Source organism: Corallococcus sp. AB030 (genome assembly GCF_003668965.1).
Lineage (GTDB): Bacteria > Myxococcota > Myxococcia > Myxococcales > Myxococcaceae > Corallococcus > Corallococcus exiguus.
This window is the reverse complement of sequence record NZ_RAWQ01000028.1, coordinates 1-14,899: the sequence shown is the minus strand read 5'-3', so window position 1 is coordinate 14,899 and position 14,899 is coordinate 1. Positions and strand designations below refer to the sequence as shown.

10 protein-coding genes and 1 tRNA gene are annotated in these 14,899 nt (G+C 63.8%); 4 read left to right on the top strand and 7 right to left on the bottom strand.

Annotation, left to right across the window (positions count from 1 at the left end):
• Positions 1 to 98 precede the first annotated feature (98 nt).
• The gene (locus D7Y15_RS09925) at positions 99 to 1,199 is read left to right on the top strand and encodes a TIGR04552 family protein (protein ID WP_172813616.1); all 1,101 of its coding nucleotides are present in this window, start codon (positions 99 to 101) and stop codon (positions 1,197 to 1,199) included.
• Between the two features lie 97 nt (positions 1,200 to 1,296).
• On the opposite strand, the gene D7Y15_RS44095 is transcribed toward D7Y15_RS09925, so the two are convergent.
• The 4 genes from D7Y15_RS44095 to pabB all read right to left on the bottom strand — a co-directional run bounded on the left by D7Y15_RS44095 (position 1,297) and on the right by pabB (position 8,175).
• Positions 1,297 to 1,608: a hypothetical protein gene (locus D7Y15_RS44095; protein ID WP_148712738.1), complete on the bottom strand. Its 312-nt coding sequence runs from the start codon at positions 1,606 to 1,608 to the stop codon at positions 1,297 to 1,299.
• 367 nt (positions 1,609 to 1,975) lie between these two features.
• Complete coding sequence (locus D7Y15_RS09920) at positions 1,976 to 4,093, bottom strand: Ig-like domain-containing protein (protein ID WP_121752402.1); 2,118 nt, start codon at positions 4,091 to 4,093, stop codon at positions 1,976 to 1,978.
• A gap of 175 nt (positions 4,094 to 4,268) precedes the next feature.
• Entirely contained in the window at positions 4,269 to 5,915 is a 1,647-nt protein-coding gene (ffh, locus tag D7Y15_RS09915; RefSeq protein WP_120579074.1) for a signal recognition particle protein, read from the bottom strand.
• Between the two features lie 154 nt (positions 5,916 to 6,069).
• A complete protein-coding gene (pabB, locus tag D7Y15_RS09910) occupies positions 6,070 to 8,175 on the bottom strand; it encodes an aminodeoxychorismate synthase component I (RefSeq protein ID WP_233604876.1) in 2,106 nt (701 codons plus the stop codon).
• A gap of 143 nt (positions 8,176 to 8,318) precedes the next feature.
• Between pabB and D7Y15_RS09905 the strand changes: the two genes are divergently transcribed.
• The 3 genes from D7Y15_RS09905 (at position 8,319) to D7Y15_RS09895 (ending at position 9,523) form a co-directional block, all read left to right on the top strand.
• Positions 8,319 to 8,404, top strand: a tRNA-Leu gene (locus tag D7Y15_RS09905).
• Positions 8,405 to 8,485: 81 nt separating this feature from the next.
• On the top strand, positions 8,486 to 9,010 hold the full coding sequence (locus D7Y15_RS09900) for a hypothetical protein (protein ID WP_148712737.1): 525 nt from the start codon (positions 8,486 to 8,488) through the stop codon (positions 9,008 to 9,010).
• A 27-nt stretch (positions 9,011 to 9,037) separates the two neighbouring features.
• Positions 9,038 to 9,523, top strand: coding sequence for a hypothetical protein (locus D7Y15_RS09895; protein ID WP_148712736.1), 486 nt, complete (start codon positions 9,038 to 9,040; stop codon positions 9,521 to 9,523).
• Between the two features lie 38 nt (positions 9,524 to 9,561).
• On the opposite strand, the gene D7Y15_RS09890 is transcribed toward D7Y15_RS09895, so the two are convergent.
• From D7Y15_RS09890 to D7Y15_RS44090, 3 genes are read right to left on the bottom strand one after another with little or no spacing between them, the layout of a single operon-like run.
• Positions 9,562 to 11,457, bottom strand: a complete 1,896-nt coding sequence (locus D7Y15_RS09890) for a UvrD-helicase domain-containing protein (protein WP_121752398.1) — start codon at positions 11,455 to 11,457, stop codon at positions 9,562 to 9,564.
• Complete coding sequence (locus D7Y15_RS09885; RefSeq protein WP_121752397.1) at positions 11,454 to 13,700, bottom strand: ATP-dependent endonuclease; 2,247 nt, start codon at positions 13,698 to 13,700, stop codon at positions 11,454 to 11,456. The genes D7Y15_RS09890 and D7Y15_RS09885 overlap by 4 nt, the downstream gene beginning before the upstream one ends.
• 31 nt (positions 13,701 to 13,731) lie before the next feature.
• Positions 13,732 to 14,736 carry an ATP-binding protein gene (locus D7Y15_RS44090; RefSeq protein WP_148712735.1) on the bottom strand — a complete coding sequence of 335 codons (1,005 nt, stop codon included), beginning with the start codon at positions 14,734 to 14,736 and terminating at the stop codon, positions 13,732 to 13,734.
• Positions 14,737 to 14,899 lie beyond the last annotated feature (163 nt).

Sequence of the window (14,899 nt, the reverse complement as noted above, 5' to 3'; positions counted from 1 at the left end):
GCGGCCGTGGTCAGGAGGGCCCCAGCCTGCTTTCCAGGCCGGGGCCCTTCGCATTGCGGGGCTTTCCCTTGGGGCCCCAGCCAGATAGGAACAACGCTGTGAAGGCCCCCTCTCTCGTTCCAGTCCTCTCCGCTGTCCCTGTCCGCGCGGTGTCGCAGATGGGACTGCGTGAACTTGAGCGCATCCGGCTCATCCTGAGAGGTGGCTCGGTCATCGACTGGCGCCGCATGCACTTCCAGACGCGGGATGAGGTGGACCGGTTCCTGCGCCTCTGCCAGTTGGACGTGTCGCGGCCCTATGACGATGCCTGGGGCCGGACGGTGCTCGCCGATGCCGTGGAGTACCTGCGCAAGACCTTCGACTACCGGGTCGCGGACGCGGTGGCCCAACCAGAAGAGCTTCATGATCTCTTCCTCTTTGCCTCGGGGGCGAAGGGCCTTGCTCGCTACCGGCGGATTGCCTGCATCGTTCTGAAGGTGATGCATGTCATCCAGCACATCGAAGGGCGTGACCTGCTCTTCCGGCTGGCCGCCTCCGAGGCCGAGCTGGGGGAGATGGTCACGGAGAAGGTGCTGGGCGTTGCTCGTGAGATGAAGGAGATGGGCTTGCCCATCGTGGAGTTCGCCCACTCCATCAAGACGCGGGACTCCCTGGTCACGAAGTTGATCGCGAAGAAGGAGACCGTGGCGGCGCAGGTCTATGACCGCACGCGGTTTCGCGTCATCACCCGCAAGCGGGAGGACCTGTTGCCGGTCCTCTACTTCCTGACGCAGCGTCTGTTCCCCTTCAACTTCGTTGTCCCGGGGCAGACGGAGAACACGTTGCTGCCGTTCAAGGGACTGCTGGAGGAGAACCCTCACTTCGAGCAGTTCATCCCCCAACTCCACCTGGACCGGGACTTCGAGGACCGCGAGGACCGGACGGGGAATGCCTTCTCTGGGGATTCCTACCGGGTCCTCAACTTCGTCGTGGACCTTCCCCTGCGGATGGACCCCTACCTGCCTCCGCCCGAAAGTGACACCCGCCCCCGAAAGGGGCGGGTCACCTTCGCGCTCGTCGAATTTCAAATGGCGGATGAGGAGACAGCACGTCGCAATGAGCTCGGTGACAACGCGCATGAGAGCTACAAGCGCCGGCAGAAGCGCCGGGTTCTCAACCGCCTGAGCCGCGGACTGGTTGTGCCCAAGCGTCAAGGCTGACGTGTTGCAGGTGAAGGCTTCGGCCGCAAGCTTGTAGAGCATTGCTGAACCAGTCACCTGCGAAGCCTTGGTCCAGCCGTCCAGCTTCACTCACCCTTCATGAGGCAGTGACGCAAATCTCGCTACCCTCATTGAAGAAGAATCCAGCGGTATAGCTCGTTGTCCCGCTGGGGAGGCAAAGGTTCACGTCAAATGTGATGTTTCTATTGTTGTTGGTTGTGGTGATGTTCTGGATGGCCGTCGCGTTGATCGCGGTTCCCGATGAATTGACGCAATAGAAACGATTGTAGAATCCGGCGATTGTGGTCGGAAGGTCGGCCGCTGGCGCATACGCCTTGAGTCGGAAGACTGCCCGAATCGGTGCATGGGTACCGCAGAATGTGAAGTCAGGCGCGAATTGCAACGCCACCGCCTCATGAATTACCGGCCCAGTCGACGTTCTGGCGTCCCAGTTGCTTCCGTGGATTATGAAGTTGTTGCAAGTCGGGCCTGGGGCCGCTGCGCAGTAGCCGGAAGCAGTCTGACAGTAGTCGCCATAGTTGCATCCGCCTGGTTGGTGGGCGTTCTTGTGACACAGACTCTCAAGCGCCGTTGTCTGAGAGCCTTCGTCTGGTTTGCCTGTTGTTTCGTCTGTGTAGGGAGCGGGGCTGCAGGCGGAAAGTGCAAGGGCTACTGCGAAGAATTTTCTCGGAGTCATCCGTTTGTTGGTCATTGGGCTTCCGGAACTTGTGGTTGCTGCCAGGGTGATGTCAGGTGGGGCCAACATGGGGGCGCAGCTAGTTGTTGAAGCGGGAGACGTAGATGTTTGCCGAATTCGCGTCTTCTTCGGCCCATGCAACCAGGGGCTGGCCGTTTGAGTCCAATGCGACGGACGGCTTGGATGCCGGAGTGCCGGTGCTGGCCAAAGCATTGAGGGGTTGTGCGACGGCCTGCCAGTTCCCACCCATCCAGCGGCTGACCAGGATGTTCCTCTCAGCGCCGATGATGCCGCTCCATGCCAGGACATAAGGATTTCCTGTGCTCATGGCCAGGGTGGGATCTGTATTGCCAGTGGATGACGCGCTGATCGATTCGGGAGAGGTCCATTTTGTACCTTCCCACCGCGCCCATTGAATCTGACCATCTGATGTCGGGTTCGAAGGAGACTCAGCCCACGCGACCCAAGGGCGGCCATTGCTGTCGACGGCGATGGAGGGGCTCCAGGATGCGTTTCCAATGACGCCTCCCCCCATCGGATTGGATTCATTCTCGGCGACACCAATGACGACTCGGCCGTCATAGGTGCTCGTGTCCAGGATGCTATACGCGACGTAGAGGCTGCTCGCGGAGGCCGCAGTGGAGAACGAGTAGACGCGTGGCGACTCCGGCGGGCGCGGAATGACAGTGCGCGTCCACGATTGTCCTCCAACGCTGAGTTGGTAGTGGCCAATCTCCGCGATGCCTTCATCGCCATTGAGAGCGTAGAGGTGGAGGACTCCGTTCAGTTCTGCTGCGAGGGATGGAGCCGATATCTCGAAGTCGCCAGAGTGAGGGGGAATGGATGGGAGGGATTCCCAAACTGTTCCTGTCCACCGGCGTGCAAAGAGAGAGACATTCGCTCCGGAACCAGACTCTTCATGCCATGCAACGACCGGTCGGTTCGCGGAATCAATGAGGAGCGTAGGCTGCGTTGCGTCCGTTCCTGCTCCGGCCAGGCCACTCAATCCGCCGCCCAGCATGGACCAGGCAGTCCCTGTCCAACGAGCCACATGGATGTTTTTGCTCGTTCCGTCTGACTCTGCCCAGGCGATCACGGGTTGAGCATTCCGATCCATCTTCAGTACGACGCCTTCCGCAGAGGTCCTGCCATCGACGGCGCTGATGGCTCCGCCCAAGGGCAGCCACGTCGGCACGGAGAATGTCCAGGCTGGGGCGTTGACCAGGCTGTTTCCCGCCAGATCCGTGGGCGTGCTCGCGGCGGCAGCGAGGTCGACCTGGATCGTGCCGGGCGCGGATAGGGGGCTCAGCGGTGTCGCAGTCAGCACCTGTCCATCCGCGGAGAGCGCCACGGACTTCGCGATGGCATTCCCGGCGCCCGTCTTGAGCCCCACCGCCGCCTCCGTCACCGAGAGCGGATTCATGGGCTCACTGAAGGTGACCTGGATGGCTTCGCGGACTCCCACGGTCGCCGCGTCCTTGGCCGGCAGGTAGGACGTCACGGTGGGCGCGGTCCGGTCGACGATGACCGTGCGTGCCGCACTGGTGAAGACCGCTCCACCCCGGGTCGCGCGGATGGACAGCTGGTACGTGCCCTCCGCCTCCGAGGTGGTGTCCCAGGTGAACGAATACGGACTCCCCGTGGGCTTCACGAGCACCGTGGCGTCCTTCAGGATCTCCACCTGCTCCGCTGCGCCTCCCTCCACCGTGAACTGCAGGAGCAGTGGGCCTCGCGTGTACGCCTTGCCGGGCGTGGGCACGACCCAGTTCACCACCAGGTCACCGGGCTTTCCGACCGTCACCGTCAGCGTGGCCTGCTTCGTGACCGTGCCGCTCTTGCCCTGGAGCGTCAGCGTGTAGGCACCGGGCACCGTGCCTGCTCCCACGCGGATGCTCAGGGTCGCACGCGTTTCTCCCTTGGGCAGGGTCGACGACTGCAACTCGATGCCCGCGGGCGGGGACACGAGGCTCCAGGTGACCGCGCCTCCCGTGGATTCGGTCCAGGCGAGCCGGACGTCGCAGTCCAGGGTTGCTCCCGGGAGGACCTGCTCCTGGGCAGGAGTCGCCGTGAAGGTGAAGTCCGCGTCGGGGTCCGTCCGCGGATCCTCCTTGGGCGGGTCCTCCAGCGGGGGAACGTCGATGCATGCGGGGCTCAGACCGATGCAGCTCAACAGCAACAGGTGTTTCAGGTTGGGCATGGGGGCGCGTTCTGCAAGCTCAGGACCGGTCGGTCCCGAGCGAGAACACTGCCATGCCCGTCCGCGGAACGGGACAGGCGTCCGGAGTCGGAGGCGCTGGAAACAGGCCTGCCCGCCGCCCCCGGTTTTCGGTGGGGGACGCGCGGGCAGGGGAGGAACTTCAGAAGGCCGCGGACTACTTCTTCTTGCGGTTCTTCTTCTTGTTCTCCTTCTCCTTCTTGCGCCGCTCCTTGATGGCGTCGCGGTCGTCCGGCTTGCTCGCGGCCGGGGGCGCGTAGCCCATCAGGCGGGCCTTGGCCATCGCGGCCTGACCCATGGGCGGCGTGTAGCCCGGGGCGATCTGCGGCAGCTGCATGGGCATGCCACCCATGCCTCCGCCCATCGCCGACATGGCCTTCTCCAGCGCCTTCGGGTCCTTCCCGAACATGTTGCCCAGGTCCATGTTCTTCATCTGGCCCAGCTGCCCCAGTTGCTTGAAGCCGGGGATGCGGCCCAGGAGGCCCGGGTTCTGGCCGATGGTTCCCATCACCTGCTGCATCATCCCGAACTTCTGCAGCAGCTCGCGCACCTCCTCCGGCTTGCGGCCACTGCCCTTGGAGATGCGGTTGATGCGGCTGCCGTTGATGATGTCCGGACGCAGGCGCTCCTTCTGCGTCATCGAGTCGTACATCGCCTCGATTTTGGTGAGCTCCTTCTCGTCCGGGTTCAGGTGCTCGGTGAGGTCGCCGAAGAGGGGGAACTTCTCCAGCAGGTCCTTCAGCGGGCCCATCTTGCGGACCATGCGGATCTGCTCGACGAAGTCCTTCATCGAGAACTGGCCGGAGAGCAGCTTGCGCGCGTCGTCCTCGGCCTTCTTCTCGTCGACGACCTTCTCGAAGTCCTTCATCAGGCCGACGATGTCGCCGAAGCCCAGGATGCGGCCCGCGAGGCCCTCCGGACGGAACTCCTCCAGCTTGTCCATCGACTCGCCCATGCCGAGGAACTTGATGGGCTTGCCCGTCACTTCCTTGATGGACAGCGCCGCGCCGCCGCGCGCGTCACCGTCCAGCTTCGTCAGGATGAAGCCGTCCAGCGTGAGGCGCCGGTCGAACTCGGCCGCCGTGCGGACGGAGTCCTGGCCAATCATCGCGTCGCACACCAGCAGGATGGTGTCCGGCTGCACGTTGGACTTGATGGACTCCAGCTCCGTCATCAGCGTCTCGTCGATGGCGAGCCGGCCCGCCGTGTCGATGAGCACCACGTCGCACTTCTGCTCGCGCGCGGCCGCGTAGCCCCGCTTCGCCAGCTCGGGCGGCTGCACGCCGGGCTCGTGGTAGACGGGGACCTTCAGCCGCTCGCCCAGGACCTTGAGCTGATCCACGGCGGCCGGGCGGTAGATGTCCGCGGCGACCAGCAGGGGCTTGCGCCCCTCCGCGAGCAGCCGGCTGGCGAGCTTGCCCGTGGTCGTCGTCTTACCGGAGCCCTGGAGGCCCACCATCATGATGCCGGACAGCTGGCCCTTGGGCTTCAGGTGGAGGCTCGTGTCCACCGGGCCCATCAGGGCCTCCAGCTCGTCGTGGCAGATCTTGATGAAGTGGTCCATCGCGCTGACCTTGCGCTTCTGGCCCCCCGCATCCGTGACGGACGTCTGCACCACCTCGCCCACGGCCTTCTCGCGGACGCGGGCGACAAACTTCTTCACCACGTCGAAGGCGACGTCGGCCTCCAGCAGGGAGACGCGGATGTCTCGCAGCGACTCGTCCACCAGCTCGGGGGTGAGTTCGCTCTTGCCGGCGAGGCGGTTCTTGGCGGCCCGGAAGCCCTTGGTGACGGTCTCAAGCATGGGGGGCGCTTTATAACAGCGTCCCGCCGGATGCGACGGTCACGGAAGCCCCGGCCGTCCAGCAGTGGAGGAATCGAGGGGCTTTCCCGACCACCCGGGATGCCACCGCCCCGGGAGCCCCACCCCGGAAGGCCCTTCCGGCCCCCTTTCGGGCTCAGTCCGCCGCCATCCAGGCCCCTCCGGGCTCGGGCAGTCCGTCCGGGCGCCCGAGCGCCGTGCACAGCGCCTTCAGGACCACGCGGGACTTGAGGAGCATCTCGTCCAGCTCGGCCGCCGGATCCGAGAGCGCGACGATGGCCCCTCCCGCGCCGATGCTCACCTCGCCGGGACGGACCACCGCCGTTCGGATGACGACGTTCAGGTCCGCCGCGCCGGTGGCGGAGAAGTACCCGATGGCGCCCGAGTACACCCCCCGGGCCTCCCCCTCCAGGCGGTCGATGAGCTCCATCGTGCGCTCCTTGGGGGCCCCCGTCATGGAGCCTCCCGGGAAGGCCGCGCGCACCGCGTCCACGGCGGTGAGCCCCGGGCGCAGGTGGCCCCGGATGGTGCTCACCAGTTGGTGCACCGTGGCATACGACTCCACGTGCATGAGCCGGGGGACGTGGACCGAGCCCACCTCGCACACGCGCCCCAGGTCGTTGCGCACGAGGTCCACGATCATCAGGTTCTCCGCCCGGTCCTTCTCCTGGGAGCCCAGCTGTTGGCGCAGCCGGTCGTCCTCGGCTGGCGTGGAGCCGCGGCGCAGGGTGCCCTTGATGGGCTTCGACTCGACCCAGCGTTCGGCGTCCACGCGCAGGAAGCGTTCGGGGGAGGAGCAGGCGATGCCCAGTGCTCCCATGCGGAGGTACGCGGCGTAGGGCGCGGGGTTCAGCCGGCGCAGGCTGCGGTACAGGTCCAGCGGCTCGACGTGCGTCCGGGCGAGGAGCTTGTTGGTGAGGCAGACCTCGTAGGTCTCGCCTTCGTGGAGCTGTTCCAGGCAGTGCTGGATGTCGGCCAGGTAGGTCTCGCGGTCCCTGGCGAGGCGGACCGGGAAGGGGGCTCCGGAACGGGGCTCGAGGGGCGCCAGAGGGGGCAGGGCGCGCAGGCTGGATTCCGTGACGTCGAACCAGGCCTGGACCTCGGCCGCCTCGTGTTCGGGGGCGAGCGCGACGAGATACACCGTGCGTTCAAGGTGGTCCCAGGCCAGCAGCCGGTCCGCCAGGATGAGGCTGGCGTCTGGATCCGGTGAGGCCTGCGGGGTGCTCGCGCCGCAGTCGTGCTTCAGCTCGTAGCCGAGGGAGCCCACGAAGCCGCCCTGGAAGTCGAAGGGCAGCCCGGACGGGGCCACTCGCAGCCGTGTCAGCTCCTGCTGGAGGAACTCGAACAGCCCGGTGGAGTGCTCCTCTGTTCCCTGACTCCGGCGCACGGTGAGCCGGCGTGGGTTCACCTGGTAGTGGATGACGGCGCTGTGTGGGCCGGTTGCGTCCCCCATGAAGGAGAAGCGTGACAGGCCGGCCTCGACGCGGCTGCTGTCCAACCAGAAGGCGTGGTCCCTGCCTCCGAGGAGCGCGCCGAAGGCCTGCTCCGGGTCGGCATCGAGCCGCAGCTTCCGGTGATGGACCCGGAAGATTCCCGGCGGAGGGAGGGGCGCTCTCTCCTCGGTCGCTTCAGGGCGGCGACTGGGACGAGGGGTGTGATGCTCGCGGCTCAGGCGGACGAAGTTGGCGAGGAGCTGGCGGCCGTGGGTGGTGGCGATGGACTCCGGATGGAACTGGACGCCCCAGCGGGGGAGGGAGGCGTGGCGCAGGGCCATGAGGACGCCGTCGGGGGTCCAGGCGGTCTCCACCAGGTCCTCGGGCAGTGGCCGGGCGAGGCAGAGCGAGTGGTAGCGCACCACCTGGAAGTCTTGCGGAAGACCCTGGAAGAGATCCGTCCCCGTGTGGCGCACCGGACTCAGCCGTCCGTGCATGACCTCCGGTGCGTGCTGGATCCGTGCTCCGTGGACGTGGCCCAGGCCCTGATGACCCAGGCATACGCCGAGGATGGGGACGTCCGCTTCGAGGAGCGCGTCGCGGCAGACGCCGAAGTCCGCCGGATGGTCGGGACGCCCGGGGCCCGGGGAGATGACGATGTTGTCGAACGCGAGCTCGCGCAGCTCCCGCCACGACCGCTCGTCGTTGCGCACGACGAGGGGCTCCGTCCCTCCGACCTCCGCCAGCAGCTGGAAGAGGTTGAACGTGAACGAGTCGTGGTTGTCGATGATGAGCGTCCGCAGCCGCACGGCGCGCACCTTACCGTGGGAGGCGCGACACGGAGACGGTTCGAGCATGGCTGCCGGGCGGCCGTATTTGGCGGCCCAAGGATGAAGGCCGCGTGCGCAGGCGCCTCGCTTGAGCTTCCGGGTCTGCTATCTTTCCTTCCATCGCACGAGTGGCGGAACTGGCAGACGCAGCGGACTTAAAATCCGCTGACTCGCAAGGGTCGTCCGGGTTCGATCCCCGGCTCGTGCACTTCTACTCGGTCGAAGGCATTGGGGATTTTTGGCTAGGTCGTGCCATGTGCCCCCGGGAGGAATGGAGGGGTTGCTCCGGGTGCTCCAGCGGAAAACGCCCGAAGGACTGAGAAGGGATGTTCTCGAGTACATCGACCAGAGCCGGAGCGAGCTGGTGGTCCGGCTCGCCGAGGCCCCCCGGACTCAGGTTGCAGGGTGGGCACGCGCCACGGCCTTTCAGGATGGCGAGCCCGACACCCGGGCGTCCGCGCTCCGGCTCCTGGCGCTGCTGGGCACGCGTGAGGACGCAAAGGCGTGGGGCGCCCGGCTGGACGTGGAGGTCCTGTCAACGTCCCTCACGGTGGCGGCCCTGGATGTGATCGCCCGGCTCGGCTCGCCAGAACAGAGCGTGTTGCTCGAGCGGATGTTGAGCCGTCTCGAGCCGGAAGTGGTGGTGGCGGCCCTGGTTGCGATGGCCGACCAGGCGGAGCCCGAGCGGCTGCTGCAGTTGCTGCGCGAGCCCCCGGCCACGGTCCAGGATGCATCCGGCAGGCCCCGGGTGTCGCTCTACCTGAAGACCTGGAGCGGAGAACTCGCGCGAGGCATCGTCCGGCGCGGCAACTAGGGGCAGGCGTTGGAGCTGGCCTGGCTGATGCGGGACGACGTGGGGGCCTGGCAGTTCGCGCGCGACGAGGGCCGCCTGCCCGAGCACGCGCTGTTGGTGCTTGGACATGTGCGCCATGACCCGGGGGATTCAATCATGCCCGCTAGCGTGACGGGAATGGGAGACGAGGTCTTCTCAAGCGACGTACTGGATGAGGCCTCCGGGGTCATTGGCAAGCTCGTGAGGACACTGGGCCGGAAGGAGGTCGTGAGCGCACTCATCGAGGGCATGCTGCGGGAGGACGACTCCAACGTCCTGAACTTCCTCGATGGGGAGATCGACGCCCTGGGTGGGCCGGCGCCAAGGGATGCTCCGAGGCTCCTGCGGTATCTCCAGGAACAGCCTGACAGTAGGACAGCCCTTGATCTTCTGGCGAAGACAGGCGCCGATGAGAGGGCATTGGTGGAGTTGTGGGCTGAGCTTGGCGTGGAGTGGTGGCCAGTGCCAGACACCGGACCTGGCCAGGAGGAGTGACGAGCACCTGGCCAGGATGAGAGAAAGCGGGCTGCGGGTCAGGAATGTTCGAACGCATGAATCTGGTTGCTTGGAAAGAGCTCCGATTCTTGGATCGACACGACTGCCTTCTTCACATCTTTCGTGAAGACAACGACGGCAAGCTCACGGATGGCTCGAGAGCAGCATACATAGAAGAGCCGCCTTGTCCGTTCGATGGCTGGGTCTTTCGTGGCGGTGGTTGCATGCCGATTGCCAGGAGACGGCTCCTTCAAGCCAAAGTACTTGTCGTAGGAGAAGTGGGGGTGTGAACCCTCCTCTTCATCAATCACCGTCAAGACCCGGTCGAACTCAGCCCCCTTGACGCCTTGTTGCGTGGAGAAGGGAGACTCGTCTGACAGATGCACCCGATAACTCCAGATCTGACTGGCGGGGCAGTCGAGGTAGGCCGCCAAGGCACGCTCCTCTGCTGAATCATCATCCTTGAAGGAAGTGTTCGAAGCATCCTCGGACGCAGGCTTGCGTTCCAGGCCCTCTATGAGTGGCTTCTCGAGCGACACCAACTCGTGCTCTCGTACGAAGTTCAGGACGCACCTGGCTCGAGCGCTTTCGGAAGAGCAGAGATCGATGAGGGCATTGAGATCTCTCTGGAGGTCGCGGAGCAAGGCCGGAACATCCGCTCCCACCAGTCGAACCAGCGCCAGACGCGGACAGTTTTTTCTCAGCAGGTCGATGACGTCGAACTCCCTGTGGTTCCTCGCGGCCTCGACAAGAGGCACAATAACCCCCAGAAATGGTTTCAAGGGCCATGCGGTGCCGTCCAGGAAGCCGGCCTTGAATCGTTCAGGTGCGCTGTCATTGAGTGCCGAATAGAGATCTGGGAACCCAAGCCGCCTGGCTGACATCCGATGCACGAGGACCAGATTGCGCACGCGGACTCCCCCAAGAGCTGCCCAGGAAGGGTCCTGGGTCAACTCCGCCATCTGGTGGCGCACCGCCAGGAGTCGTTCGTCGCGCTTGTCATCGCCGGGAACGACGAAAAGGTGAGCAGCCCCCTGTGCTCCGTTCCAGGATGCCGCATTGCCGGGAACCTGCTCAAGCTGGTCTCCGTGAGCACGGATCCGATTGAGCACGGAGAGCACCTGTGGAGAGCTTCTGAAATTCTCCGGCTTCGTGATGCGAGACCATTCCGGTGCGACGTCGATCTCACCCGCACCCCCTGGGAAGATCTCTTGCATCGGGTCTCCAAAGAAGCCAAGGCAGAGCGTCCCAATTGCGTCCTTCGCCACAGCGCGGAGCGCATCCACCACCTTGGGAAACGTATCCTGGCTTTCATCGACGAAGATGAAGGGGAACCTGCGTGACACCAGCTTCCTCAAGAGAGGAGACTGCATCAGCAGGTCGGGCACCATCCTGAGAATTGCCTCATGCCCCAGGGTGCGCTCGGAGTAGTCCGTCCCGTTGCCGTAGGTGAACCCTCTGCCGGTCTGGAGGGCAGACAGATGGCCATCAAGTCTGGTGAGTGCTGCCCGATCCCTGTCCAGGGTCGTCTCGTGGCGCCTGCCCTTGGGAGCGGAAAGGCTCTTGCGTAACTCCTGGCGCTTGGCTTCGATGTTCTGGAGCACCCAGCCCTGGATGTCGTCCTGGAAGGGCTTGATGAGTGACCATAAAAAGCTGTGGATGGTCGAGACGTGGAAGATGGGCGAGCCTTTCACGTCCGTCAGGATCTCCTTCACCGCGACCTCGGTGTAGGTGATGCAGGCGATACGTTGGCCCCGTTGCCTCAGCGTCTTCCCCCGTGTCTGGGCAAGATGACTCAACGCCTTCACGAGAGACGTCGTCTTGCCCGAACCCGCTCCCGCAGTCATGACGAAGCTCCTCGGAGGCTGTGCGTCGAGGCAGGAGCGCAGTTCCAGGTCCGCCGAGGTGTCCGGCTTTCCAACGCGGGAGGTCAAGCCGCCTCCTCTTCCACGGGAATGGCAGGCGACGGCACGACATCACGGACTTCAAGTTGGGCTGCGAGCCAGTGGAGGCCTTCGGCGATGTATCCAGGCACTTCCCACCCGCCATCTTCACGGTCGTAAGCCAACAGTGCCAGTGCGAAGTCTGTTTTCTTGAAGCTGTTCTTGAGGAGCTTCTCTTGAAGTTTACTGGTCAGTTCATCCAAGGACAGGTGTTGGTTGCTTCGGATGTTGAGCTTGAGCTTCGAACGTGACCTGTCCTGGCTCCAGGCCAAGTTCTGGAAGGCGAATGCCGCCTCAAAGGTTCGGCCTGTCCTCGAACCTGATTCCCCCCTCCAGGTCATGGCGCAAGGGGTTTGATATGCCACGCGAACAAGGGCGGAATTCTCTCCCTTCAACCATGCCTGCTTCTCTTCGCCTGGCGTGGCGAGGAGGTCCTGAACAAGATGCTTCTCTGGAAGCCATTGAGCGAGCGTCTGGTTCGACGTGACCGCGCCTTGCACTTCGGGTTTGCATGCCGTGCGCCCCCGAGAGCCTGGTTCATCGTCTTCCTCGGATTCCTCCGCGCTCATGCCGGAGTTCCCCGCCGCCTGATCGGGCGGGTAGGTGCTGTCGAGGTCCGTGATGATCAGGGTGGTGATGCTCAGGAACTCAAGGAGCTTCTTGAAGCGATGTGCGAAGGCGCCGCCCAGTTCAAGGATGCTCAGGCATCTGCTCCTCAGTCCCTGCTGCGCCTTCTTGACCATCAGAGGGAGCAGCAGTCGCTCGACGTTTCCTTCCACCAGGATTGCAGCGTCGGCGAAGAAGAGGTCGCAATGGGTCAGTTTCATGTACCGCAAGAGGAAGTCGCGATCTTCCTCCTGTTGCGCCGCATAGAAACGCGACAGGTTCAAGATTTCGGAGGCGTGACGCCCCGAGGTTTTCGACATGCGCCGGAAATAACGAATGGCACCGAAGCCGCTCTCGTGGAGGATGTGCGGAGAGTGGGTGGTTACGACGAGTTGACTCCTGAAGTGTCCCTCGTCATTGGCGTTCAGCTTCAGGAGTTCCAGGACCTGATGGATGAAGACCTGTTGAAGTTGAGTGTGAAGATGCGCTTCAGGCTCTTCAACGAAGATGAGGTGGAGTGGGGGACGCTCTTCGGTCTCCTCCCAACTTGCCTTGAACTCCGTGAGTTCGATTGCCATGTAGAGCAGGTTCTTGCTTCCCAGCCCATTGTATTTGTCAGGGAGGAGCAGTTCCGTCGTACCCTCGCTCGCCGCATCGAGTACGTAGTGAACACGGGCGCTCCCACTGCTTGAGAGCATGCTGGCGGGATTGAGCGCGGACCCGATCTTGAGGCGTGGATTATCGAACCCCGGGTAGCCAAACTCCTTGAGGGCATCAAGGACTGGGCTGAGGGCCTGGTTGAGGTGGCTGCTCAAATGCTCTTCCGCGCTCGAGAGGGCTCGCAGGGCGTCGTAGTTGGTGTTCGTCTTGTCCCGGATCCTCTCATAGAACCTGCTGAGCCGCTGCGATAGGTCTTGCGAGCGGCCTGCTGAGTTCACGTCGGAGAGATGCTTCTGGGCATTGAGGAAGTCGATACGGATCAATTTCTTGAGAAGCTGCTCTCCCTGTCGACCGCTCTCCGAATCAAGAGGAACTGGCGCATCGCCCGAGGTGGATTGCGATTGCGCGGTGTGCTTTTCGGGGTCGAGAACGAAGTAGCGGAACGTGTATTCTTCGCCCAGCCTCCGTGAAAGATAATCGCTCAGGCTCCGAGGCCAGGGATGGAGGGACGCGATTCCCCCGCTACCAGGTTGGGCGTGGGCGGACGCCTCCCGGTTGAGTTCGCGGTAACGCAGCAGGGTTGTTGCTTCATCCCTGGGGCCGTACTCAATGCGAATGCCAACCTTGCCTTCGGGCCAGCGCAGGCTCGGAATCAAGTCGATGACCCGGTGGAGATCCGCGTCCTCGACCTTCAACCAAAGGTCGAGGCTCATGGTTGGAAAGGGTGTGGCGTGCTGGCCTTCGGGTTCGCTGCCAATCCTGTCAAACGTGCTCCGGCAGTCCACGCTGAAGTCATGGATCGAAAGAGCGCTCCTGTCACCCTGGCCGACGAAGTGATGGAAGACCTGGGTGGCGGAAGTCTTCCCGCTGTTGTTGGCGCCGACGAAGATGGAGAAGTCCTTCTCAAGATCGATCTGGACGTTCTTCAATCGCCGGAAGTTCCGAATGCAGAATGAATGAAGGTGCATGATAATTGGCGGACGTGTGGCGGAGGCCGGTTCAGGGAGATTGTGCCAGATCCAGGAGGTCGTGCGTCTTTGCGCCCAGGAGGGTGCGGTATCGCTCAGGAAAGGCTGTCAGGATGAGAATCTGGAGTGTGTTTCCAGTAGCCTCGATGAGTTCCAAGGCCCGCTGGAGGCGGAGTGCATCCGTGTTGACCAGGGCGTCATCCAGCACGATCAGCTGCGGTTCAGGATGGGAGCCTCGGTTGGACAGCAGTTCACCAATGGCCAGCCGAAGCGCGAACTGGGTCTGCTCCTGGGTTCCCCAGGAGAAGGTGTCGAGCGCTTTCGGTCCTGCCCCCGTTTGGAGTTGGGCGTCCGCGAAGTCGGCGTCCAATTGGAGGCGTCCGGGGGCGTCCACACCGCGGATGTGTTCCAACCGTGCATGGACCGCGTTTTCGATAGGGCCCAGGAAGGAACGGCTCACCTGCTCCTGCCAGGCTGCCGTCAAGGTTCGCAGGACGCGGGCGGCTTCGGCCTTGAGCTGCGCTTGGTGTTTTCGCTTCTGCTCCAGATCGAGCGCCTCCTCCGCTTCGCACAGATGCGCGTAGAGATCTTCCGTCGCCGCCTGCTCGATGAGGGTCTCCGCGCGGATGATGCGTGCCTGCATCGTCTTTTCGGCTTCCTGAACCTGTTCAAGAGCTTGCTGGAGCTTGCCTCGCTGGGTTGTTGCGCGTGCCTCGGGACGGGGCAAGCCGGATTCGAGCCCCTTGACCATGTTCTCGTTGCGCCGGACCTCCGCGGCGGCCTTCGCCACCTCTGCTCCAAGTTGTTCGAACGTCCATCCCAATGCCTCGAGCTGGGATTGAAGGGCCTGTTTCAGTGTCCCGACCGCCTGGATCGCACGCTCCTGCTCCAGGACGATGGTGCGTTGGTGCTGCTCTGCTTCCTTGACCCGGGCTTCCGCGTCTTCATGCGCCTTCTCCTGGAGCTTCACCTCGCGCTTGGCCCGTTTCAGTTCTTCCGAAAGGGATTCCGTCTCGGGGCTTTTCTGTGCTGACAACTGCTCCAGCGAAAGGGAAAGCTGCTCCGCTACGGTGCCTAGAGCGCCGAACAGGTTAGGTCACGCCGCGAGCTGATAGCGCGCGGCGACCTCGAGGTTTTGGACGACCGCGAGTCGCCTGAGGTCAAAGAGGTTGCGGCGCGTGCCGCGATAACGGGCCTTC